The sequence below is a fragment of the Marivita sp. S6314 genome (genome assembly GCF_023015985.1).
GTDB lineage: Bacteria > Pseudomonadota > Alphaproteobacteria > Rhodobacterales > Rhodobacteraceae > Marivita.
Map to the genome: position 1 here is coordinate 1 of NZ_JALKAO010000012.1, position 21,319 is coordinate 21,319.

24 protein-coding genes are annotated in these 21,319 nt (G+C 59.8%); 7 read left to right on the forward strand and 17 right to left on the reverse strand.

Going from position 1 to position 21,319, the window contains the following annotated elements; genetic code table 11:
* Nucleotides 1-511 precede the first annotated feature (511 nt).
* Nucleotides 512-2,035, reverse strand: a complete 1,524-nt coding sequence (locus MWU54_RS18140; protein ID WP_247086584.1) for an AMP-binding protein — start codon at nt 2,033-2,035, stop codon at nt 512-514.
* A 142-nt stretch (nt 2,036-2,177) separates the two neighbouring features.
* Here MWU54_RS18140 and accB point away from each other — a divergent pair, with 142 nt between their 5' ends.
* The 3 genes from accB to aat are packed head-to-tail and all read left to right on the forward strand — an operon-like array spanning nt 2,178 to nt 4,710.
* Nucleotides 2,178-2,663: an acetyl-CoA carboxylase biotin carboxyl carrier protein gene (accB, locus tag MWU54_RS18145; protein WP_247086586.1), complete on the forward strand. Its 486-nt coding sequence runs from the start codon at nt 2,178-2,180 to the stop codon at nt 2,661-2,663.
* 13 nt (nt 2,664-2,676) lie between these two features.
* Nucleotides 2,677-4,035 (forward strand): acetyl-CoA carboxylase biotin carboxylase subunit, encoded by a 1,359-nt coding sequence (gene accC / locus MWU54_RS18150; protein ID WP_247086588.1) that lies wholly within the window; start codon nt 2,677-2,679, stop codon nt 4,033-4,035.
* A gap of 39 nt (nt 4,036-4,074) precedes the next feature.
* Complete coding sequence (gene aat, locus MWU54_RS18155) at nt 4,075-4,710, forward strand: leucyl/phenylalanyl-tRNA--protein transferase (RefSeq protein WP_247086590.1); 636 nt, start codon at nt 4,075-4,077, stop codon at nt 4,708-4,710.
* On the opposite strand, the gene MWU54_RS18160 is transcribed toward aat, so the two are convergent.
* The 5 genes from MWU54_RS18160 to MWU54_RS18180 all read right to left on the reverse strand — a co-directional run bounded on the left by MWU54_RS18160 (nt 4,674) and on the right by MWU54_RS18180 (nt 8,012).
* Complete coding sequence (locus MWU54_RS18160) at nt 4,674-5,036, reverse strand: DUF2155 domain-containing protein (protein ID WP_247086592.1); 363 nt, start codon at nt 5,034-5,036, stop codon at nt 4,674-4,676. The two genes, aat and MWU54_RS18160, sit on opposite strands and share 37 nt — an antisense overlap.
* Before the next feature lie 46 nt (nt 5,037-5,082).
* Nucleotides 5,083-5,466 carry an NADH:ubiquinone oxidoreductase subunit NDUFA12 gene (locus tag MWU54_RS18165; protein ID WP_247086594.1) on the reverse strand — a complete coding sequence of 128 codons (384 nt, stop codon included), beginning with the start codon at nt 5,464-5,466 and terminating at the stop codon, nt 5,083-5,085.
* 66 nt (nt 5,467-5,532) lie between these two features.
* The gene (locus MWU54_RS18170) at nt 5,533-5,901 is read right to left on the reverse strand and encodes a RidA family protein (protein WP_247086596.1); all 369 of its coding nucleotides are present in this window, start codon (nt 5,899-5,901) and stop codon (nt 5,533-5,535) included.
* Between the two features lie 64 nt (nt 5,902-5,965).
* Entirely contained in the window at nt 5,966-7,231 is a 1,266-nt protein-coding gene (gene clpX, locus MWU54_RS18175; protein WP_247086598.1) for an ATP-dependent Clp protease ATP-binding subunit ClpX, read from the reverse strand.
* Nucleotides 7,232-7,382: 151 nt separating this feature from the next.
* The gene (locus MWU54_RS18180; protein ID WP_247086600.1) at nt 7,383-8,012 is read right to left on the reverse strand and encodes an ATP-dependent Clp protease proteolytic subunit; all 630 of its coding nucleotides are present in this window, start codon (nt 8,010-8,012) and stop codon (nt 7,383-7,385) included.
* A gap of 155 nt (nt 8,013-8,167) precedes the next feature.
* Between MWU54_RS18180 and MWU54_RS18185 the strand changes: the two genes are divergently transcribed.
* Nucleotides 8,168-9,373 (forward strand): FAD-binding domain-containing protein, encoded by a 1,206-nt coding sequence (locus MWU54_RS18185; RefSeq protein WP_247086602.1) that lies wholly within the window; start codon nt 8,168-8,170, stop codon nt 9,371-9,373.
* 119 nt (nt 9,374-9,492) lie between these two features.
* Here MWU54_RS18185 and MWU54_RS18190 read toward each other — a convergent pair whose 3' ends face one another.
* The 11 genes from MWU54_RS18190 to MWU54_RS18240 form a co-directional block, all read right to left on the reverse strand.
* The gene (locus MWU54_RS18190; RefSeq protein WP_247086604.1) at nt 9,493-10,761 is read right to left on the reverse strand and encodes an NAD(P)/FAD-dependent oxidoreductase; all 1,269 of its coding nucleotides are present in this window, start codon (nt 10,759-10,761) and stop codon (nt 9,493-9,495) included.
* A gap of 53 nt (nt 10,762-10,814) precedes the next feature.
* Nucleotides 10,815-11,495: a c-type cytochrome gene (locus MWU54_RS18195; protein ID WP_247086642.1), complete on the reverse strand. Its 681-nt coding sequence runs from the start codon at nt 11,493-11,495 to the stop codon at nt 10,815-10,817.
* A 36-nt stretch (nt 11,496-11,531) separates the two neighbouring features.
* A complete protein-coding gene (locus MWU54_RS18200) occupies nt 11,532-12,575 on the reverse strand; it encodes a c-type cytochrome (protein ID WP_247086606.1) in 1,044 nt (347 codons plus the stop codon).
* A complete protein-coding gene (gene soxC / locus MWU54_RS18205) occupies nt 12,559-13,833 on the reverse strand; it encodes a sulfite dehydrogenase (protein WP_247086608.1) in 1,275 nt (424 codons plus the stop codon). The genes MWU54_RS18200 and soxC overlap by 17 nt, the downstream gene beginning before the upstream one ends.
* Before the next feature lie 18 nt (nt 13,834-13,851).
* The gene (soxB, locus tag MWU54_RS18210) at nt 13,852-15,549 is read right to left on the reverse strand and encodes a thiosulfohydrolase SoxB (protein ID WP_247086610.1); all 1,698 of its coding nucleotides are present in this window, start codon (nt 15,547-15,549) and stop codon (nt 13,852-13,854) included.
* 96 nt (nt 15,550-15,645) lie between these two features.
* The gene (gene soxA, locus MWU54_RS18215; protein WP_247086612.1) at nt 15,646-16,497 is read right to left on the reverse strand and encodes a sulfur oxidation c-type cytochrome SoxA; all 852 of its coding nucleotides are present in this window, start codon (nt 16,495-16,497) and stop codon (nt 15,646-15,648) included.
* A gap of 82 nt (nt 16,498-16,579) precedes the next feature.
* Complete coding sequence (soxZ, locus tag MWU54_RS18220; RefSeq protein WP_247086614.1) at nt 16,580-16,909, reverse strand: thiosulfate oxidation carrier complex protein SoxZ; 330 nt, start codon at nt 16,907-16,909, stop codon at nt 16,580-16,582.
* 30 nt (nt 16,910-16,939) lie between these two features.
* Nucleotides 16,940-17,356, reverse strand: coding sequence for a thiosulfate oxidation carrier protein SoxY (gene soxY / locus MWU54_RS18225; protein ID WP_247086616.1), 417 nt, complete (start codon nt 17,354-17,356; stop codon nt 16,940-16,942).
* Nucleotides 17,357-17,386: 30 nt separating this feature from the next.
* Complete coding sequence (gene soxX / locus MWU54_RS18230; protein ID WP_247086618.1) at nt 17,387-17,866, reverse strand: sulfur oxidation c-type cytochrome SoxX; 480 nt, start codon at nt 17,864-17,866, stop codon at nt 17,387-17,389.
* A 128-nt stretch (nt 17,867-17,994) separates the two neighbouring features.
* Nucleotides 17,995-18,573, reverse strand: coding sequence for a thioredoxin family protein (locus MWU54_RS18235; RefSeq protein WP_247086620.1), 579 nt, complete (start codon nt 18,571-18,573; stop codon nt 17,995-17,997).
* Between the two features lie 19 nt (nt 18,574-18,592).
* Entirely contained in the window at nt 18,593-19,330 is a 738-nt protein-coding gene (locus tag MWU54_RS18240; RefSeq protein WP_247086622.1) for a cytochrome c biogenesis protein CcdA, read from the reverse strand.
* A 90-nt stretch (nt 19,331-19,420) separates the two neighbouring features.
* Here MWU54_RS18240 and MWU54_RS18245 point away from each other — a divergent pair, with 90 nt between their 5' ends.
* The 3 genes from MWU54_RS18245 (at nt 19,421) to MWU54_RS18255 (ending at nt 21,294) form a co-directional block, all read left to right on the forward strand.
* Nucleotides 19,421-19,804 carry a thioredoxin family protein gene (locus MWU54_RS18245; protein WP_247086624.1) on the forward strand — a complete coding sequence of 128 codons (384 nt, stop codon included), beginning with the start codon at nt 19,421-19,423 and terminating at the stop codon, nt 19,802-19,804.
* Nucleotides 19,805-19,813: 9 nt separating this feature from the next.
* Entirely contained in the window at nt 19,814-20,149 is a 336-nt protein-coding gene (locus MWU54_RS18250; RefSeq protein WP_247086626.1) for a metalloregulator ArsR/SmtB family transcription factor, read from the forward strand.
* Between the two features lie 83 nt (nt 20,150-20,232).
* Nucleotides 20,233-21,294 carry a YeeE/YedE family protein gene (locus MWU54_RS18255; RefSeq protein ID WP_247086628.1) on the forward strand — a complete coding sequence of 354 codons (1,062 nt, stop codon included), beginning with the start codon at nt 20,233-20,235 and terminating at the stop codon, nt 21,292-21,294.
* The last annotated feature ends 25 nt before the right edge of the window (nt 21,295-21,319 follow it).

Consider the following 21,319-nt stretch of genomic DNA (forward strand, 5'->3'; position numbering starts at 1 on the left):
CAGTGGGCCCCCGGCCTGCCGAAAACCCGCTCGGGAAAGATCATGCGCCGCATCCTGCGCAAGATCGCAGAAAACGACTACGGCGCGCTTGGCGACACCTCAACACTCGCTGACCCCTCCGTCGTCGAGGACCTCATCAATAACCGGATGAACAAGACCTGATCGCATAGCAGATCACGTAACGAAGATTAGGGCGGCTGAAACGCCGCCCTATTTCAACACTCTGTAATCAATAAATTTTTCAGCATTATTCGCTCACGCATATCGGTGTTTTCAGCTAGTCTTGCACTGTGGGGCTTAAATCGAATGGACGAGCATATGCCAATCATTCAGCCAATTTCGCCACCTGTTTCTTTGCGATTCAATGCGCGCACGGATGATCAAACCACACCCTTGCCCGCGCCTGCACTCTCCCCAACCTCGCAACCCGTTCCGGGTGCCGAAACCGGGGACAAAGCTGTCGCGCCTGCAGCGCCACCATCGGCTGTGCAGATGCAAATCAAGGCGATCATCACGGAGCAGGTTCAGACCCCGGCAGACGCCGCGCCCACTCCCGAAGATCCGTCTTGAGGATTTTGCCGTAGTTGTTCTTGGGCAGGTCAGGCACAAAATGATACCGCTTGGGCCGCTTGAACCGCGCAATATGTGCAAGGCAGTGCGCATCCAGATCCGCAGTGTCGCACGCCATGCCCGCGCGACTTACGATGAAGGCGACCACGTCTTCACCCCATTCGGGATGAAACTGTCCAATAACAGACACTTCCGAAACGGCGGGATGCTGGAGCAACACGTCCTCGACCTCACGCGGATAGATGTTTGATCCCCCCGAAATGATCACGTCTTTGGACCGGTCCATCAGGGTCAGGTAGCCCTGAGCGTCGAGCGCGCCCATGTCCCCGGTACGCAGCCACCCGTCGCGAAGCGTGTCAGCGGTGGCCTCTGGCGCGTTCCAATACCCGGCCATCACCGTGCTGCCGCGCACTTCGATTTCGCCCACGGCACCCGTGGCAGCTTCCACCCCATCGGGTTGCCTGACGCGCACCGCGACAGCAGATTGCGCGGTGCCGACAGAGTTGAGACGCGCTCTCCATCCATCCGTATCGCGGTCGGCTACTTCGGATTTGGTCAGCGCCGTGATCCCCATCGGGCATTCCCCCTGCCCATAAATTTGCGCGAAAACCGGGCCGAACTGATCCACCGCGCGCAGAATATCTGCCTCGTACATGGGGCCTCCGGCATAGACGATGGTGTTCAGACCCTCCCCGTTTGCGCCAACGGATGTCGCGTGGTCTGTCAGCCGTTTGACCATGGTCGGGGCGGCGAACATGTGAACCCCTTCGTATCTCCGCGACAGGGACAGGATTTCACTCGGATCAAACCCGCGCGATGCGGGAAACACGTGCCGCGCGCCGTGGCGCACGTGCATCATGCTGTATAGCCCCGCCCCGTGGCTCATGGGGGCGGCGTAGATCGCCGCGTGATCAGGGCGCACGACATCCACATCGGTCTGGTAACACAGGCTCATCGAGACAAGGTTGCCATGGGTGATCTGCACACCCTTGGGCCGCCCGGTTGTGCCCGATGTGTAGAACAGCCATGCGATGTCGGTAACGTCCCGGTGTGCCACAAGCAGTACGCGGTCTTCGCGCGCTTCCCAGGTGTCGTCGGGCATGGGGCAGACGCATCCAGCATCCCGCAACGCAGCTGCCAGCGCCCCTTTGGACAGGCACAGCGTGGCGCTTGCGTTTTCGATGATCCAGCACATCTCTTTTGCGTGCAATTTCGCATTGATCGGCACGACAACACCGCCCATCGACCATACGGCAAAGAGCGCGACCAGGTAATCTGGTTCGTTTTTCATGACGATGGCCACACGATCTGACGGGGCAACACCCCGGGCCATCAGCGCACTGGCCAAAGACGCAACGCGCGCTGCGAACGCGCCGTAGGTCGCGCAGGACTGTTCGCCATCGAACAAAGCAGGCCGATTTGGCGTCTTTTGCGCGGTTCTTCTGAGCCAGTTTGCGATATTCATGAACCGCTTCCCCCTTGCTCCTGCCATTTAAACGGTGCAAGGAAAGACGTGCAATGCGGGTGGTGCCCGCACGTAAAGCGGAGCCCTGATCCAGAATATGGCGGGACCGCGCCAAGGCGACGCAGAACCGGGCGAGGACAGCATGACAAAGAATACGCGTGACGCAGATGTGGCCTTCATCGAAGCGCTGGCAAAACTGTTGCGGGATAACGACCTGACCGAAGTTCAGGTGAAACGCGATTACGGAGAAGATGACAGCCTGAACGTCCGGGTCAGTCGCATGACCCAAGCGGCACCGGCCATCACCGCGCCAGCGCCATTGCCCGTGGCTGCCGCGACCGGGGCACCGGCCCCTGCCGCCGCGCCCGCAGCACCCGAAGATCCGGCAGAACATCCCGGTGCCGTGACCTCTCCGATGGTTGGCACGGTCTACATGCAAGCCGAACCCGGTGCGCCGTCTTTCATTTCGGTGGGTCAACAGATCAACGAAGGCGACACCTTGTTGATCGTCGAAGCGATGAAGACGATGAACCACATTCCTGCCCCGCGCAGCGGCACCGTGAAACGCATTCTGGTCGAGGATGGCGCGCCCGTCGAATACGGTGCGCCCCTCGTCATTCTTGAATAATCCGGCGGCCCCCATGTTTGACAAAATCCTGATTGCCAACCGAGGCGAGATCGCCCTGCGTGTCATCCGCGCCTGTCGCGAAATGGGTGTCGGCAGCGTGGCGGTGCACTCCACTGCGGATTCAGACGCCATGCATGTGCGTATGGCGGACGAGGCGATCTGCATCGGCCCGCCCTCGTCCACCGACAGCTACCTGTCGATCCCCGCGATCATTTCCGCCTGCGAAGTCACTGGCGCACAGGCGATCCATCCCGGCTATGGCTTTCTGTCTGAAAACGCCCGGTTCGTGCAGATCGTCGAAGACCACGGCCTGACATTCATCGGACCCACGGCGGAACATATCCGCATCATGGGCGACAAGATCACCGCGAAGGACACGATCAAGGCGCTGGGAGTGCCGTGTGTTCCGGGGTCGGACGGGGGCGTTCCGGATCTGGCCGAAGCCCGCAAGATCGGGGACGAGATCGGTTACCCGGTGATCGTGAAAGCCACCGCTGGTGGCGGTGGGCGCGGCATGAAAGTGGCCGAAACCGCAGCGGACATGGAAAAAGCGTTCCAGACCGCGCGGTCCGAGGCCAAAGCCGCCTTTGGCAATGACGAAGTCTATATCGAGAAATACCTGACAACGCCGCGCCATATCGAGGTGCAGGTCTTTGGTGATGGCAAAGGCAAGGCGGTGCATCTGGGAGAACGCGATTGTTCGCTGCAGCGTCGCCACCAAAAGGTGCTGGAAGAAGCGCCCGGCCCCTGCATCACCGAAGAAGAGCGTGCACGGATCGGCAAGATCTGCGCCGACGCGGTGGCAAAGATCAACTATGCGGGCGCTGGCACCGTCGAGTTCCTGTACGAGAACGGCGAGTTCTACTTCATCGAGATGAACACCCGCCTGCAGGTGGAACATCCGGTCACCGAAGCAATCTTTGGTGTTGATCTGGTGCGCGAACAAATTCGTGTGGCCTCGGGGTTGCCGTTGTCGTTCGAACAGGATGATCTGGTCATCAATGGTCATTCCATCGAGGCGCGGATCAACGCCGAGAAGTTGCCGAACTTTGCCCCCTCGCCGGGACGGATCACGCAGTATCATGCCCCCGGCGGGCTGGGTGTACGGATGGACAGCGCCTTGTACGATGGCTACCGGATCCCGCCATATTACGACAGCCTGATCGGCAAGCTGATCGTGCACGGCCGCGACAGGGACGAGGCGCTGGCGCGCATGACGCGCGCTTTGGGCGAACTGATCGTCGACGGTGTCGACAGCACGGTGCCCCTGTTCCGCGATTTGTTGCAGGACCCGGATGTCCTGAGCGGCGACTACAACATTCACTGGCTGGAGCATTGGCTCGAACGGACCTACTCCGACCAGACCGGGTAACCGGTGCCCTGCGGCACATGACACAGCGGGCGGGATCTCATGACCGTCACACCTGAATTGCTTCTAGAGGCATACCGGGCAGGTGTGTTTCCGATGGCCGAGCATCGGGATGACCCGGACCTGTTCTGGGTCGATCCGCGAAAGCGCGGGGTGTTTCCGCTGGATGGCTTTCACATTTCGCGCAGTCTGGCCAAGACCTTGCGCCGCGACGGGTTTCGCGTCACCCGCAACACCTGTTTCGGAGACGTGATGGACGCCTGCGCGGATCGCAGTGAAACCTGGATCAACCGCGACATCCGGCAGCTCTACGAGACGCTGCATCACCGGGGGCACGCCCATTCGCTTGAGGTGTGGTCGGGGCGAAATCTGGCAGGCGGCATCTACGGGGTGTGCGTCGGGTCTGCGTTTTGCGGCGAAAGCATGTTTTCGCGCGAACGCGATGCGTCCAAGGTGGCGCTGGCCTGGCTTGTGGACCTGCTACGCCGGTGTGGATTCACGCTGTTTGACACGCAATTCCTGACGCCGCATCTAGCCTCCCTGGGAGCCATTGAAATATCGCGCAGTGATTACCGCCGGCAATTGGCGCAGGCTCTGATGCAAGACGCGGATTTCGAACGCGAAGGCCTTGCCGCGTCCGGTCAGGACGTGGTGCAGCGCAACACCCAGACGTCGTAACGCTGGTGATCCATCGGGTTCAGCGCGGGGGATGACGCGATCATCCAGCCCTCGAACACCGGAGCATCGACGTTGACTTCCCGGATCGTCAGCGATGCGTAAGCCTCACCCGCCGGGTTGCCTTGCGGATACCGGCATTCATGGGCGGTGATGGTGATCCGTCCAACCGTGCCAGACTGGTTTTGCGCAATCTGAAGGTCCGTCACCTGCCCAGTCAGCTTGTCCAGAGCACGCACATTCACACCGTTGCCATTGCTGGTCGCAAGTTGCGCAGCCGCCGTAGTTGCGAGCATCAGGGCAAAACAAAACGATCCCACACGCGTCATTCGGATGTCACTTTCGATCAGATCACGCGGTTCGCGCCAAGGCCGGTTATTCCGGGCTCCAGGCCTCGTAGTCGCGGCGGTCTTCCGGGATCGGACGGCGGATTGATCCGGCCGGGGCATAGGCCAGCGCCGTGCCCGTCAGGTTTTCCTGATGCGGCTTGACCCAGTCTTTCTTTTGCAGGGGCCGCTCGGTCGGCGGTTCCTTGAACGTGTGGTGCAGCCACCCATGCCAGTCAGGATCCACGCGGCTGGCCTCGACCTCGCCATTAAAGATCACCCAACGGCGGTCTCCACCCTTGGTCTGGTAAAAGATATTGCCCTGCGTGTCCTCGCCCACCTTCTCGCCGTGACGCCGCGTATACAGCTGCGTGTTCAGCGTTTGACCGTTCCACCAGGTCACCGCGCGCAAGAGAGTATTGAGAATGCCCATGAACGACTCCTCGAAGGGTTAATTGCCCGTGTTATAGGGTGCTTTGCCAAGCAAGGTCCAGCGCAGCTATGCCGCAGTTGGCGCAAGCGCGGTCACTTCGATCTCGATCCGGTACTTGGGATCAATCAATCCGCATTCGATCATCGTCACCGCTGGGGGATTGTCGCCAAAGGTTTTCGACAGGATCGGCCAGCACTGTTCAAATTCGTGGCGGTCCGGCAAATAGTACGTCACGCGCACCACATCCGCCAGGGACGCCCCGGCCTTGTCCAAAGCTGCACTGATCGTGTCGAGTGCGCTCTGGCACTGATCCGTCACTGTATCGCCCTGCCCGATGGTTCCGGCAACATGCACAAATCCACCGGCAACAACGGCCCGGCAATAGCCAACCTTGGCTTCAAATTCGCCGCCGGACGAAATGCGTGTGAGTGTCATGGAGTCCCTCTCAAAAAGAAGGGTGGGCAACCGCCCACCCCAATATCGTGTCAGAGTGTTCTGATTACCCGGCTTCAGCCGGTTCTTTTTTCTGGTCCGCATAGATCATCAATGGCTTGGCGTCAGAGTTGACGGCCTCTTCATTGACGACAACCTCGGTCACCTCGTCCATGCCCGGCAATTCGAACATGGTATCCAGCAGGATATCTTCGAGGATCGACCGCAATCCGCGGGCACCGGTTTTCCGTTCGATCGCACGTTTGGCAATCGCACTCAGCGCGTCATCAGTGAAGCTCAACGTTGTGTCTTCCAGTTCGAACAGGCGCTGGTACTGCTTGACCAGCGCATTCTTCGGCTGGGTCAGAATGATCACCAGAGCGTCTTCGTCCAGGTCTTCCAACGTCGCGATCACCGGCAAACGGCCAACGAATTCCGGGATCAGACCGAACTTGAGCAGGTCTTCCGGCTCAAGATCCTTGAACGTCTCGCCGACGCCCTGATCACTGTCATCGCGCACATCGGCCCCAAAGCCCATCGCAGAGCCTTTGCCCCGCTGCTTGATGATCCGGTCCAGACCGGCAAACGCACCGCCGCAGATGAACAGGATGTTGGTCGTATCCACCTGCAGGAATTCCTGCTGCGGGTGCTTGCGCCCCCCTTGTGGAGGAACCGACGCAACCGTGCCTTCCATCAGCTTGAGCAACGCCTGCTGTACACCTTCGCCCGAGACGTCCCGCGTGATGGACGGGTTTTCGGATTTGCGCGTGATCTTGTCGACCTCGTCGATATAGACGATGCCGCGCTGCGCCCGTTCGACGTTGTATTCCGATGCCTGAAGCAGCTTGAGGATGATGTTCTCAACATCCTCACCGACATAGCCGGCTTCGGTCAAAGTGGTGGCATCCGCCATCGTGAACGGCACGTCCAGAATACGGGCAAGCGTCTGCGCCAAAAGCGTTTTACCGCAGCCTGTGGGACCAATCAGCAGAATGTTGGATTTCGCCAGTTCGATATCCGAAGACTTCTGCGAATGGTTCAAACGCTTGTAGTGGTTGTGCACCGCCACCGACAGCACCCGTTTCGCCACCGCCTGACCGATCACGTAATCGTCCAGCACATCGCAAATCTCGCGCGGTGTCGGCACCCCATCGGTTGATTTCAGGCCACCGCCCTTAGTCTCTTCCCGGATGATATCCATGCAAAGTTCAACACACTCGTCGCAGATAAAGACCGTCGGCCCTGCGATCAGTTTGCGCACTTCATGTTGGCTCTTGCCACAGAAGCTACAATAGAGCGTGTTCTTGCTGTCACCGCCAGAATTCGTCGCCATGTCTTACCTTTCCCGACTCGCGCTTAACGATGGTCGATTGCCACCCTATCAACCTATGCGCGTGCCGTCATCTCTTGTCAGAACCTTAGGACAGCACGGTTTGGGCCACAACGCCAAAAACACATTGGCGGCGCTGCGGCCCAATCACGATTTATGCGTCGTCTGTTCCGGTGGCCCGGTTCTCCACGATTTCGTCAATCAGGCCCCAATCCTTGGCTTCTTCGGGGGACATGAAATTGTCACGCTCAAGCGCCGCTTCGACCTTCTTTAGCGTCTGACCGGTGTGTTTTACGTAAATCTCGTTCAGACGCGTCTTCAGTTTCTGCGTTTCCTGCGCGTGGATCATGATATCGGTCGCCTGACCTTGATACCCACCCGAGGGCTGGTGCACCATCACGCGGCTGTTCGGCAACGAAAAGCGCATCCCCGGCGCACCTGCTGTCAGCAGCAACGACCCCATCGATGCCGCCTGGCCAATCACCAGTGTGCTGACCTTGGGTTTGATGTACTGCATCGTGTCATAGATCGACAGACCAGACGTCACCACGCCGCCGGGCGAATTGATATACATGCTGATTTCCTTGGACGGGTTTTCCGCCTCAAGGTGCAGCAATTGCGCCACCACCAGCGATGACATTCCGTCATGCACCGGACCGCTCAGAAAAATGATCCGCTCTTTGAGCAAGCGCGAGAAGATGTCGTAGGCGCGTTCACCACGGCTGGTCTGTTCAACCACCATGGGGACGAGCGTGTTCATATAGGTATCGAAAGGATCGTTCATCTGTGCCTGCCTGGATGAAGCGGTCACCAAGCGGCGCCGCGGTTGCGAGTTGTCCAGAGATTAGTGTCGGGCTCTGGGGGCTGCAAGGGGGGCCAGACGATCGCGGGTCGCGGACCTGCCTTGACCACGGGTCTTGAGGGCTTACCTCCCCGCTCATGACAGTCATGTTTCCTCCGACCCGGACAGCCGCCCTTGAGAAGCTTGCCCGCTTTGCCCCCAAGGCGGCGCGCGACTACACCGGGCAGCGCAATTACGACCGCGGCCCCGGACGACACGACAATGTGTCCACGCTCTCGCCCTATATCCGCCACCGACTGATCACCGAAGCCGAGGTGCTAGAGGCGGTTCTGGGCCGGTTTTCCGCAAGTTCGGCCGAAAAATTCATTCAGGAAGTGTTCTGGCGCACCTATTGGAAAGGCTGGCTGGAACTGCGCCCTGCGGTCTGGGGGGCGTATCAGCAGGGCCTCGCCGGTGCATGGGATCGGGTGCAAACGCAATCCGGGTTGCGCACCGAATGGGAGGCCGCCTGCAAAGGCGAAACGGATATCGACTGTTTCAACCATTGGGCCCAAGAGTTGGTGGACACCGGATATCTGCACAATCACGCCCGCATGTGGTTTGCCTCAATCTGGATTTTCACCCTGCGCCTGCCATGGGAACTGGGCGCGGACTTTTTTCTGCGCCACCTGCTTGACGGTGATCCGGCATCAAACACCCTGAGCTGGCGGTGGGTGGCCGGGCTGCAGACCCAAGGCAAGAACTACGTCGCGCGCGCGGCCAATATCTCGAAATACACCGAAGGGCGGTTTTCACCGATCCACCAGTTGACCCCCAATCCCGAACCGCTTGACGGGCCGCCGCATCCACCGCGCATGTCCCCGCCCGAGGGCGACCGTATCGACCTACACAAACGGTCGGTGCTGTTGCTGCACGAGGATGATCTCAGCCCCGGCTGGATCCTGGATCAGGGCATCGAACCGGTGGCCACCGCCACGCTGGTCGCAACCGCAGGTCTAAGCCCGCTGCACATCGCGCCGCACGTGACCGCGTTCAAATCGGACGCCATGCGAGACGTGACAACCCGGTGGGCCGGCAAGCTGGGCGAGGTAAAGATGGCCTTGAGCACACCAGCCGAGATCGAGACCTGGGCACTGGATCACAAGGCCGACCAAATCGTGACGGCCTATGCCCCTGTCGGGCCCAGCGCGACAGTGCTTGCCAATGTTCGCGCAGTCCCGGTTGTCCGCACGCTTCGACCCTATGACCAGCGCGCATGGCCGCACGCCACCGCGGGCTTTTTCAAGTTCAAAAAGAAAATTCCGGAATTGATCGGCGCAATGAAAGGCCTGCAAAGCGTCTAATCGCGCCCTGCCGCTTCTCGCCAAAAATCCCGGGGGGCTTGGAGGGCAAGCCCCCAACCGGGCCGCAAAAAAAAGACCGGGCGTTTCGACCCGGCCTTCCCATTTGATTTCGCAGTCTCTTAGCCGAACATGTCGGATGTGATGCCTTCGTACCAGCCGATGCTTTCTTCGTAGGTCGCCTTGCGCAGCGCCGCATCTTCGCCGGTCTGGCTCACAAACCCGTCCACCTTGGCGATCTTCTCGTCCGTGGCTTCATAGGTCGCGCCAACCTTCACACCATCTTCGGTGTCGATCAGCGACCAGCAGGTGTTCGAGAACTTCGCCGGGAACACGCGGCTGCCCGTCAGGGCCCCACGCACCGCCATTGCCGCAACTTTCGCCTGCGAGTTGGCCGAATAGCCAGATTTTGGCATATCGCCCTGGTTGGTCGCGTCGCCCAAGATGTGGATGTTTTCATCCATCCGCGATTGCATCGTGTGGCCGGATACCGGTGCCCAATTGCCCTCGGTCAATCCTGCCGCGTCACAGATCAGCCCTGCCTTTTGCGCCGGAATGACGTTGACTACGTCCGCCTGAACAACTTCGCCGTCAATATCGACCGTCATCGCCGCAGGATCCACCGACACGTTTCCGCCACCGAAATCCGGGCCGATGCGTTCGATCATGCCGCCATAGTGTTTCTGCCAACCTTCTTCGAACAGCGCCTGTTTGGAGAACTTCTCTTTCGGGTCAGCGATGATGATCTTGGCGGTCGGGTTCGTAGCCTTCAGAACATGCGCCACCATCGAAATCCGTTCGTACGGTCCGGGAGGGCAACGGTACGGGTTGGGTGGTGCCACCATCACATAAGTGCCGCCTTCCGGCATGGCGGCAATCTGCGCCTTGAGCAGTTCGGTCTGGCTGCCGCCCTTGTAGGCATGTGGCATCGCGTTCTGGGCGGTCACGTCCCAACCGGGGACAGCACCGTCGACGAAATCAATGCCGGGGCTCAGGATCAAACGGTCATACGGCACCGCGCCGCCACCTGCCAAGGACACGGTCTTGGCGTCACGATCCACGCCAACGGCCCAGTCATGGACCACGTTGATCCCGTATTCGGATGCCAGTGTGCCGTAGGAATGCTCAATGCTCGCAAGATCGCGGAAACCACCGATATAGAGGTTGGAAAAGAAGCAGGTGTAATAGCTGCGGCTGGGCTCGATCAGCGTGACGTCAATTTCGCCCGCACTGTCTTTGGCCACATAGCGCGCTGCGGTTGCGCCACCCGCGCCGCCACCGACAACAACCACTTTGGGTTTGCCATGCGATGCCGCGTGAACATTCGGTGCGGCCAGCGTTGAGGCGGCGGCCATGCCGGTGCCTACAAAAGCCCGTCTGTTGAGTTTCATGTTGGTCCTCCCTTGGATGTGCGCCAACCCGCGTCGTCAGTTGTGCCCTGACGTTATTCGAGCTTGGCAAAATAGGCCGCAAGTGCGGCAATCTCTTCGTCTGACAAACGCCCCGCCATCATCTGCATCACAGGATGGGGGCGAATTTTTTTCCGGTACGCGTGCATGGCAATGACAAAGTCTTCCTCGGGCCAAAGCGTGATCGACGGAATGCCCTGATCGGACCCATCGCGCTGGTGGCATGTCTTGCATTCACTCGACAGGTACTCACCGTATTCCGCGTCTCCCACAATCGCCAGCACCTCGGGCGACAAGGCCACTTCGACCGCTTGCGCGGTTGGCGCGGCTTCGGGGATGTTCTGGGGATTGTCGGAAAACAGCCGCAAATACGCAAGCACGTCGCGCCGGTCCTGCGCCTCTTTCACCCCGCGGAACGACATCCGCGTGCCGCTGACCAACGCTTTGGGATTTTCGATATAGGCATCCAGATGTTCCAGATCCCAGATCAATCCATCTGCCGCCGCGCGTTTCAGGCCCTTGGAATAGAAGAACCCTTCAATCGCCCCGGCCTTGCGATCAAAAATGCCGTTCAGCGGCGGGCCGGTTCGGTTGCGCGCATCGGGTCCCACCATGTGACACCCGCTGCATTGTTTGTAGAGTTCGGCGCCGCGCTCCGCATCCCCGATCGGGGCCACGTCCTCTTCGGCAATGGCGCTGCCCATCGGCAGCACCATCGCCAGAAAAATCGCTTTGAACCCACGCATCATCGCTTAGTCCACATGGCTTTTCAGGAACTCCGTGACTGCCGCAACATCTTCGGGTTTGCGCAGTCCAGCAAAGCTCATTTTCGTTCCTTTTGCAAAGCCTCGCGGGTTCTCAAGAAACGCCGCCAGCGCCTCGTCTGTCCAGACCCCGTCCATTTCCGACAGCACCTTGGAGTAGCGGAACCCGTCGACCGACGCGATATCGCGCCCCACAATGCCGTTCAGAACCGGACCAGAGCGCGCCTTGGCGTCCTCTCCGACCATGTGGCAGGCCTTGCATTTGCCAAACACCTTTTCCCCGGCGGCCACCAATTCGGCGTCCAGTTCCGGTTCTGCGGGCTCTTCCACAACCGCGGCGGCCTGCACCACCTCGGCCTGATCTGACGAGTGTTGCATCGACGCTTCTTCGTCTTCCGGCGTGACGTTCAACACGGACGCGCGCATCGTGATTTCAACGCTGTCCTTGCAGTTTTCCATGCAGGGCTCTGCCCGCCAGATCGGATACTCCGTCTCGGCGCGATCATCGATGATGAACCCGTCGGCGTTGGGCATCTCGACCTCTAGGAAGTTCTCGTTCGACAGAACAAAATCGTCATCAACGAGGAAGTTGGAATAGAGGATATAGGCCACAATCGCGTAGACGTCGTCATCACTCAGCGTTTGCGCGCTGCCATAGGGCATGGAGCGATGGATATAATCCCATGCGGTCGACAGGTAGGGCCAGTAGCTGCCAACGGTCTTGACCGGATCCTTGTCGGCCAGCGTGCCTTCGCCGCCTGCCAGTTCCGGCCAGTTGTCGACACCTTCGGCAAATTCGCCGTGACACACCGCGCAATTGTCGGAAAAGATCATTTCGCCGTCTTCAACCGACCCGGACCCAACAGGCAGACCTTCGCCATTTGGCCGCACGTCCACATCCCATGCCGCGATCTCTTCGGGCAAGGCTTCGCGCCCCAGACCCAACTTTTCGGATGCCACCGCCTGCGTTGACGCAAGCGCTGTTGTCGCCAGCAAAACAGCCGTCGCGACCCCCTTAGGAAACTTCAACATTTTCCGCCTCCCCGTTTGTCTTCACGTGCCATGTCTGGATGCAGTTATTGTGGTAGATCGAGTTTTCGCCGCGCATCTCGCGCAGCTGTTCTTTGGTCGGTTGCACGTAGCCGGTTTCGTCCATCGCACGGGCCTGAAGCAGCATTTCTTCGCCGTCCCATTCCGTATCGAGGTAGAACCGCGTGAGCGCCATCTTCTCACCGGGTTTGGCCAGCCGCGCGGTTTCCCACGTCATGCCGCCATCCTTGGACACATCCACCCGCGTAATCGCGCCATGGCCGGACCAGGCCAGACCAGAGATCACCAGCGGTCCGGGGCCATGTTTGATCGGTGATTGCGGGCTTGGAGAGGTCACGACGGACTTGGCGTCCATCACCCATGTCCACTTGCGGCTGGTGCCGTCTTCCAGCGTATCGGTGTATTTTGATGTCTCTTCGCGGCTTTCGACCGGACCGTCCATCACTTCGATGCGGCGCAGCCACTTGACCCAGAGATTGCCTTCCCAGCCGGGCACGACGAGGCGCACTGGATACCCGTGCTCTTTCCGCAAAGCCTCACCGTTGGCTTTGAACGCAACGAGCACATCGTCCAAAGCTTTCTCCATCGGGATCGACCGTCCGTTCGAGGACGCGTCGGCCCCTTCCACATAGACCCACTTGTCAGACAGGTCGCCGGCGGCGTCGAGCCCTGCCTCGGTCAACAGCGTGCGGAGGGACACGCCAGTGTACTCCATGTTATGGATCATGCCATGTGTAAACTGCGCGCCGTTCAGCTGCGCACCCGCCCATTCCATGCCGGTATTGGCCGCGCATTCGCAGAAATAGACATGGTTCTCGCGCGGGAAGCGTTCCAGATCGTCATAGCTGAACACCAGCGGCGTATCGACCAAGCCATTGATCATCAGGCGATAATCCTGCTTGCGCAGTTCAATCGCGCCCGAGTGATGACGCTCGAACGCGCATCCCTGGGGGGTGATCGTGCCGTCCAGCGCATGGATCGGGGTGAAGTTGATCGAACTGGTTGTATCAGCCGTCAGCCATTCCACATTCCGGCGCACCACGTCGTCTTCGAATTCAATCGGCAAGCCGTAAGGCGTGGCGTCAACGCCTTCACCGAACGACATGGCCCAATCCTGCACTTCGGTGATCAGCGGATCGGGGGTCCCGGCACGTGCCGCAGCACCTGCCGTGATCCCTGCCGCCGCGGCGGCGGAGCCACGCAGGAACGCGCGGCGGGATGGTTTGAAGATGTCAGACATGTCTCACACTCCGATCGGTTACGCGCCCACAACCGTGACGCTGTTGTTGTCATTCACGGTAACGGTGCCAAGCTTCTTGATATGTGCTTCAACAACGTCCCAAATTTGCGGACCTTCCGTGCCCTCGTTCACCGAGGCCCATCCGGCCACCACGTAATTCTTTGACGGATCAATCGCTTCGCCATTGCGCAGCAGCGTCATCTCGCTGATGCGCTCACCCTGCGGTTTGGTCACGTCGATCCGGTAGCCCAGCCCGCCAACGCGCACCATGTCGCCGCCCTGCTGGTAATAGGGGTCGGGGTTGAAGATGTTGTCGGCCACGTCCTCAAGAACGACTTTGAGGAATTCCCCTGTCATTTCAGTGCGGTACGCTTCGCCATATGTCATCGACGTGACATTCCAGATGTCTTCGCGTGTGATGTCCTGTCCGGGGATCAGGCTTGGCCCCCAGCGCACACCGGGTGACAGGGCAATGTCGGCCTCGCGTTCGCTGAGCAACGCATCGCAGATCAGATCGTCCCACGATCCGTTAAAGTTGCCCCGGCGATACAAGAGGCTTTCGGTCTGGCCGATCACCTCTTCCAGGTCGGCCTTGAACGGCGCGCGCTGTTCGTCGATCAGCGCGGTCATCTCCGCATCAGGTGTGATCACGTCCGAGAAGATCGGGATCAGCTTGTGCCGGAACCCCATCATGCGGCCGTTCTGAATATCCAGATCGACGCGGCTGACAAATTTGCCGTTCGAACCAGAGGCCACGATGATTGTTTCGCCCACCAGAACCGGCTCGGGCAGCGCGTCATGCGTGTGGCCCGACAGGATCACATCAATCCCGGTCACAACGCTGGCCATCTTCTTGTCAACGTCGAACCCGTTATGGCTCAGGCAGACGACACATTCGGCCCCTTGGGCGCGCACCTCGTCCACCATCGCCTGCATGTTCTCATCACGGATGCCGAAGGAATACTCCGGGAACATCCAGCGCGGGTTGGCAATCGGCATGTAGGGGAAGGCCTGACCGATCACGGCGATCTTGACGCCACCGCGTTCGAAGAACTGGTACGGCGGGAACAATTCAGCCGGTTCATCCCATTCCGCATCAAAGATGTTCTGGCCCAGCGCCGCAAAGGGCAACCCTTCGACAATCTCGGCGACCCGGTCGGACCCAAGCGTGAATTCCCAGTGGAAGGTCATGGCGTCGGGCTTGAGCCCGTTCATGGCGTTGACCATGTCCTGCCCTTCGGTGTGATAGCAGGTGTACGACCCGTGCCACGTATCGCCCCCGTCCAGCAGCAGCGCATCCGGCCGGTCAGCGCGGATCGCGTTGACCACCGTGGCCACGCGATCCAGGCCACCGACGCGCCCGTAAGCCTGGGCCAGGGAGGAGAAATCACCCGAGCTGAGCGCATAATGTGACGGGCTGCCATCGTCGATCCCGTACAGCTTGCGGAAATCTGCACCGGTGACATGCGGGACAGCACCGCGGTTGTCCCCCACACCGATATTCACCGACGGTTCGCGGAAATAGATCGGCTTCAGCTGGGCATGGATGTCGGTCACGTGGATCAAAGAGACATTGCCGAACGTGTCGAACTGCAAAAGCTGGTCCTGCGTCAACGCCTGTTGCGCGGCGAGCCGGGACCAATTGCCGAAACCGGACGCGCCGACCAGCGCGGAGGCTGCCATCGAAACCTGAAGGAAATCGCGTCTTGAAATCATGAGGGGGTCTTTCTTGTTCACATCCTCCACACATTCGCATGTGTGAATAGGTTGGCAGTCAAAAACCCCGCGCCACGACAGCGCGGGGTCATGTGATCAGTTTCTGACGGACGGTCCTTCGACCGACAGACCATTGCCGCGCGATGCGACATAGAGCTCGAGCGCCACGAACTCGGGCGACCCGGGGCTGTAGGTTTCGGCCCGTGTGTCCCGGACACAGCCCTTGAAACGGCCATGTGCGGTGTTCAGCTTGGCGTTTTTCAGACGATACACCGGGAAGCCATTGATCTGGCCCTGGCTGAGGTGGTCCGCACGAATGTAGTTGCCATAGTTATCTTCGTGGCAATTCGCGCAGGACAGCTCAAGCTGGCCAGTCCGTGTGTAGTACAGTTCCTTGCCTGCTTCCCAATAGGGTGCAGCCTCTCCGTCGATGGCCACATTCACCGGCATGCCCCGCGACTGGACAGAGATCAGAGCCTCCATCGACGCCATCGGCACAGAGTCGTACTTGTACTTTTCCGCGCCCATCTGGTTCTCGCGGCAGTCGTTGATCTGCATCGCAAGGGTGCGCATCTCGCCTGCGTCCGCATTCCATTTCGGATAGACAGCCCGCACGCCTTTCATGGACTCCGGCCCTTCGTGGCAGGACGCGCACGCCTTTTCGGCAGAGCCTTCGACCGTGTTCCACGCATCAAGTGCCTGATCCACAAAGATCATGCCCGGATTGTCGAAATCATCAAGCTGCAGCGCCTGTGTCTCGTCCGACCGGAAATGCCAGCCCGACATGATCTCGCTCACGTTCTCCATATGTGCCGGAGCCGTGGTCTTCGTCACCATCTCGGTCTCGCCATTGATGACCATCTTGTCATCGTCAGCACCGCCTGCCATCACCAGCGGCGCGCTTAGGGCAAGTGTCGCGCACAGCGCGGTCATCGCCTTCATTTTCATAGATGTCCCTCCCTTTTGGCTATCCCATCATGTGTCCGATGGGTCTTTGCGCCCTGCCCCGCAATGCGGAGCAGGGTCAGGATCAGCCGATGGCGATCTTTTTGGTTGTGTCGTAAATCGACCCGTCGTCGTCATACCATGTGAACTTGAATTCACCGGCCTCGGGCACGGTCGATTCAAATTCGATATACGGGTTGGTCGAAATCGCGGGCTCCATCTTCACGTCCACAACGTTCTGACCGTTAAAGTCGCAGGTAAAGCGATTGATGATCGACCGTGGGATTGTGTTGCCGTCTTTGTCTTTGCGCTGACCGGATTCCATCTGGTGGCTGATCAGCGTTTTGATGGTGATCGCATCGCCAGCAGCGGCGGATTTTGGAACTTTGACGCGGGGTTTTACACCGGATGCCATGTTGTCTCTCCTGAAATCTGTTGTTGACCGTTAGCCGCCGCAGCCGCCGATGGTGACCTTCACGGTCTTGGCGCTGCGCGCAAAGCTGCCATCGGCAAGCTTGGCAATCGCGATCACGTCCTGCGTCCCCGCCAGACGGATGCGTGTGCTAGCCGCCTGCGATGCCGCCAGCGGGCCAAAGTTGAACGTTGCGACGGGCGGCGTTGGGTTGCCAGCCGCCAGAACCATGATGGCGCTTGCGCCGGGTGCGGACACTTCGATCGGAACCGTGTTGCCGTTTTCCGCAATCTCTGGTGCCGTCAGTTCAACACCGGCATCTGCCAGATCAGCACCGCCTGTAAATTCGTTAACCAGATCTTCGACCGCCGCATTTGCGCGGAACGGCAGCAAGAACGTCAGCGCCGCTGCCCCACCAAGGGCCAGAGTCTCGCGTCTCGTGAACTCCATTTCCTGTCTCCTAATTCAGTCCGGGTCCGCTCAGCCGTCTTTCAACGTCAGCAGGAACGCCACCACATCTTCAATTTCCTGCGCCGTCAGAATGGGCGTCAGGTCTTCTTCCTTGGCTGCCTTGCCGGTGTAGCCGTCACCGGGCCGGACAAAGCCACTTGTCTTGTAGAACGCGGGCATCACGCTGCCGTCGAAGGTCATTTTCGCATTGGCCACAATGCCGCGCAGTTCTTCGGCGCTGCGGTAGCCGGCAATGCCGTCAAGCGTTGGGCCCACTTCGCCGTGGAACGGTGCATCGTTCAAAGCAGTGATCGCATGGCACGCCACGCAATTTCCTTTGGAACGGGTCACCATGATTTCGGCACCCCGCTCTGCATCGCCCGGCGCACCGCTCAGCGATGCCTGAACGGCACCGTATTCATCAAATTCGATCTCGCTTGGCGAGATTGGGTTCGCAATTGCGGCCCCCGCGCACAAGGCGATCGCCGCAGTAAGTCCTGTTAGCTTCATTGTCCCTCCCTTACCGCCCAGGCGTTGCCCCCGGGCTGACATTGGCTTTGCCTACCGTAGGCTACGACGCACGATTCACGCAACAACAAATTCATAGAAATGAATGAGTGAGTACGTTTTATCGCATCCTAGTCGAAACTTCCGTTGTTCCGTTCCTGAATGCGGCGCGCGTGATAGCGTTGAAAATCTTCCCCGTTATCAAGCGCATACCGCTTTTCTGCAACCCATGTGAACATGTCCAGCGTGGTGCCTTTCCCGAACGCCCCCGGCATCACCGATACGGCGGCGTCCAGGGCTGTTTGGTCGTCCGGCACCTCTTCTGGCAGAAACACGATGCTGGGCGTGAACATGACCCGCCACCTTTGGGCCATCTCTTTTTCGGGCAACACTTCGCCGTCGAAATCGGTCACTTCCAGATCGCCGTAGAGGTTCAGCTGCACCACATAATAGTTCTCGTTGATGTAGTCGCTGACCGTCGCATCCGAGAACACCTCTTCATGCATTTTGGTGCAATAGATGCAGCCGCGCTGTTCAAAAAACAGCACCAGCCGTTTGCCCTCGGCATTGGCTTCGCCAAGGTCTTCGCGCAGGTCCAGGAATGTGTCCCGCATCCACGGCTGCTTGTGCAGGCCGTCATCTCCCAATTCCGCCGCACCAGCCGGAACCGCCATCAACAGCGCCACCGCGCCTGCCAAGATATGTCTCATTTTTCCTCCTCCTCTGACTTCACCCAATCGCCACCCAGCCGGGGAACCAGCGCAGCATGGCATCGGCAATCAGGTTCACACTGTTCGTCGCAATCAGCAGCGCAAAAATGATGAGCATCCCGCCCATGACTTTTTCAGCATGCCCCAAAAGCCCCCTGTGCCGTGCGGTCCACCGCAGGAACGGCCCCGAAAACAACGCCGCGATCACGAATGGCAACGTCATCCCCAGACCATACACCAACAACAGCGCGCCGCCCTTGAAGACGTCCCCCATGCCGCCCGCAATCATCAGGATCGACGCCAGCGCCGGCCCGACACAGGGCGTCCAGCCAAAGCCAAAGGCAAGCCCCATGACATAGGCCCCCAGCCACGTGGTTGGTTCTGCCTTCGCTTCGACCCGCGCTTCGCGGTACAGGATGGGCACACGGATCACGCCCAGAAAATGCAGGCCAAACACCGCCAGCACGATCGCGGCCACGTAACGCAGCGGATCCCGGTAGTCGGCAAAGGCCTGCCCAACAGCCGTCGCCCCCATGCCCAAAAGCACAAAGATCGTTGTGACCCCAAGCGCAAACAGGCAAGCCGACAGGACAAGGTTCCAGGCAATGCCCGACGGGGCATCCTCTTCGCCCCGCAACTCGTTCATCGAAATTCCGGCCATGTAACACAGATAAAATGGAACCATCGGCAAGATGCAGGGCGTAAAGAAACTCAGAATGCCCGCAAATGCCGCACCCGCGTAGGAAATATCGAACATGAGCGGAGATTCCTTGAATTATTCACATATTCAAATTAGGTGTTTTGTTATCATTCCGTCAATTGGTGTGTGATGCGCGCATTCAATCCCTTGGCTTTTGCCACTGCTTTCCTTCTCGGCGTGTCCAGCGCGGGCATCGCGGCGAGTGATCCCAATCTGGTGATCGTGGATCAGCCGGGATGCGTGTATTGCGAACGCTGGGACGCCGAAATCGCCCCCGCCTATCCCAAGACGGCAGAAGGGCAATACGCCCCGCTTATCCGTGCAGACTTGCGCGAAGGCCCGCCCGACGGCATCACCTATGCCCGCAGGGTGGTTTTCACACCGACATTCATTCTGGTAGAGGACGGACAGGAACTCGCCCGGCTCGAAGGCTACCCGGGAGAGGATTTTTTCTGGCCATTGCTGACCAAGCTTTTGTCGGATCATACGGACTACACGGCCGATACCGGGGCCGAAACGGTCCAGAACTAGAGGCGCGACATGGCACTTCCACAGCTAAGTCCGGACCTGAACGATGAAGAACTGGACCGCATCGCGGACAAGGCGACCATCGCGTCGAACTTCCTCAAGGCGATCAGCCACGAAGGCCGGTTGATGATCCTGTGCCATCTGGTCACCGGCGAAAAATCCGTGACGGAACTGGAAGAACTGCTGGCCGCGCGCCAGGCGGCCGTGTCGCAGCAGTTGTCGCGCTTGCGGTTGGAAGGCCTGGTGATTCCCCGGCGCGAAGGCAAAACGATCTACTACCGCCTTGCGGATGACCGCCCGCGCAAGATGCTGGAATGCGTCTACGACCTGTTCTGCAAAGACGACTGACCCACACATCACTCCGCCCTTGTTTGCGGCGTCACCTGACCGCATAGTTGCCTGCGGGAGCCTGAATTTCGGGAGGACAGACCATGCTGGACATGATGCCTGAGCATATCCTTGTCGCGTGCGTCGGCGTATTCGGCGGGATCCTTCTTGGACTGGCGGCACGGCTGGGACGGTTCTGCACCTTGGGCGCGATCGAAGACGTGCTTTATGGCGGGTCGGACCTGCGGTTGCGCATGTGGGGCATCGCCATTGGCGTGGCCATGACCGGCAGTTTTGGCCTCATGGCCAGTGGTTTCCTGCAAGGCGCGGACACGTTCTACCTGTCGATCCGCTGGCTGCCCTGGGCCTCGGTGATTGGCGGTTTGATGTTTGGCTACGGCATGGCCCTGGCCGGAAACTGCGGCTTCGGGGCCATTGCCCGGCTGGGCGGCGGCGATCTGCGCAGTTTTGTCATCGTGCTTGTCATGGGGGTGTCCACCTACGTGGTGCTGAACGGCCCCATCGCCCCGTTACGCGAAATGGTCTTTCCACAAAGCACGGTTGTGCCCGGCGAAACACCGCCCGGGATCGCGCATCTTCTGGGGTCCTGGATACAGGTATCGCCCCACCTTATCGGCATCGGCATCGGGCTTGCCGTGCTCGCCGTATCGCTCAGTTCCCGCGCGTTGCTGGACAGCCCGTCGTCCATTGTCTGGGCCAGCGTTGTCGGGCTTGCAGTGATCAGCGGCTGGGCCGGTACGGCATGGGTGGCCGCAAACGGCTTTGAAGCCCTGCCCGTCGTTTCGCACAGTTTTGCAGCGCCCTTGGGCGAAAGCATCCTGTGGTGGATGATCGGCTCTGCACAACCCATCAGCTTTGCGGTCGGATCGGTTGCAGGCGTCTGGTTCGGCGCGTTTATCGGATCGCTGATCAAGGGGCATTTCCGCTGGGAAGCCTGCGAAGACCCCCGCGAATTGCGACGCCAGATCTTCGGCGCGGCACTGATGGGCGCGGGCGCGGTGATCGCACTGGGATGCACCGTCGGTCAGGGCATCAGCGCCTTTTCCGTCCTGTCGTTCAGCGCGCCAGTGACATTCCTTTCGATCTTCCTCGGGGCTGCGTTCGGCCTGCGTCAATTGATCGTCGGGTTCCGTCCAGCCGAGTGACGTAGCGGCATCCGTTGCGAAAGAA

What these genes read in the sequence shown, in the direction of transcription:
- MWU54_RS18255 (WP_247086628.1), top strand. Translation starts at nt 20,233, where the DNA reads ATGCTGGACATGATGCCTGAGCATATCCTTGTCGCGTGCGTCGGCGTA.
- MWU54_RS18170 (WP_247086596.1), bottom strand. Translation starts at nt 5,901, where the DNA reads ATGACACTCACACGCATTTCGTCCGGCGGCGAATTTGAAGCCAAGGTT.
- MWU54_RS18250 (WP_247086626.1), top strand. Translation starts at nt 19,814, where the DNA reads ATGGCACTTCCACAGCTAAGTCCGGACCTGAACGATGAAGAACTGGAC.
- MWU54_RS18180 (WP_247086600.1), bottom strand. Translation starts at nt 8,012, where the DNA reads ATGAACGATCCTTTCGATACCTATATGAACACGCTCGTCCCCATGGTG.
- MWU54_RS18165 (WP_247086594.1), bottom strand. Translation starts at nt 5,466, where the DNA reads ATGGGCATTCTCAATACTCTCTTGCGCGCGGTGACCTGGTGGAACGGT.
- MWU54_RS18235 (WP_247086620.1), bottom strand. Translation starts at nt 18,573, where the DNA reads ATGAGACATATCTTGGCAGGCGCGGTGGCGCTGTTGATGGCGGTTCCG.
- soxZ (WP_247086614.1), bottom strand. Translation starts at nt 16,909, where the DNA reads ATGGCATCCGGTGTAAAACCCCGCGTCAAAGTTCCAAAATCCGCCGCT.
- MWU54_RS18140 (WP_247086584.1), bottom strand. Translation starts at nt 2,035, where the DNA reads ATGAATATCGCAAACTGGCTCAGAAGAACCGCGCAAAAGACGCCAAAT.
- accC (WP_247086588.1), top strand. Translation starts at nt 2,677, where the DNA reads ATGTTTGACAAAATCCTGATTGCCAACCGAGGCGAGATCGCCCTGCGT.
- accB (WP_247086586.1), top strand. Translation starts at nt 2,178, where the DNA reads ATGACAAAGAATACGCGTGACGCAGATGTGGCCTTCATCGAAGCGCTG.
- soxC (WP_247086608.1), bottom strand. Translation starts at nt 13,833, where the DNA reads ATGTCTGACATCTTCAAACCATCCCGCCGCGCGTTCCTGCGTGGCTCC.
- aat (WP_247086590.1), top strand. Translation starts at nt 4,075, where the DNA reads ATGACCGTCACACCTGAATTGCTTCTAGAGGCATACCGGGCAGGTGTG.
- soxY (WP_247086616.1), bottom strand. Translation starts at nt 17,356, where the DNA reads ATGGAGTTCACGAGACGCGAGACTCTGGCCCTTGGTGGGGCAGCGGCG.
- soxB (WP_247086610.1), bottom strand. Translation starts at nt 15,549, where the DNA reads ATGATTTCAAGACGCGATTTCCTTCAGGTTTCGATGGCAGCCTCCGCG.
- clpX (WP_247086598.1), bottom strand. Translation starts at nt 7,231, where the DNA reads ATGGCGACGAATTCTGGCGGTGACAGCAAGAACACGCTCTATTGTAGC.
- MWU54_RS18195 (WP_247086642.1), bottom strand. Translation starts at nt 11,495, where the DNA reads ATGGTGCTGCCGATGGGCAGCGCCATTGCCGAAGAGGACGTGGCCCCG.
- MWU54_RS18185 (WP_247086602.1), top strand. Translation starts at nt 8,168, where the DNA reads ATGACAGTCATGTTTCCTCCGACCCGGACAGCCGCCCTTGAGAAGCTT.
- MWU54_RS18240 (WP_247086622.1), bottom strand. Translation starts at nt 19,330, where the DNA reads ATGTTCGATATTTCCTACGCGGGTGCGGCATTTGCGGGCATTCTGAGT.
- soxA (WP_247086612.1), bottom strand. Translation starts at nt 16,497, where the DNA reads ATGAAAATGAAGGCGATGACCGCGCTGTGCGCGACACTTGCCCTAAGC.
- MWU54_RS18200 (WP_247086606.1), bottom strand. Translation starts at nt 12,575, where the DNA reads ATGTTGAAGTTTCCTAAGGGGGTCGCGACGGCTGTTTTGCTGGCGACA.
- MWU54_RS18160 (WP_247086592.1), bottom strand. Translation starts at nt 5,036, where the DNA reads ATGACGCGTGTGGGATCGTTTTGTTTTGCCCTGATGCTCGCAACTACG.
- soxX (WP_247086618.1), bottom strand. Translation starts at nt 17,866, where the DNA reads ATGAAGCTAACAGGACTTACTGCGGCGATCGCCTTGTGCGCGGGGGCC.
- MWU54_RS18190 (WP_247086604.1), bottom strand. Translation starts at nt 10,761, where the DNA reads ATGAAACTCAACAGACGGGCTTTTGTAGGCACCGGCATGGCCGCCGCC.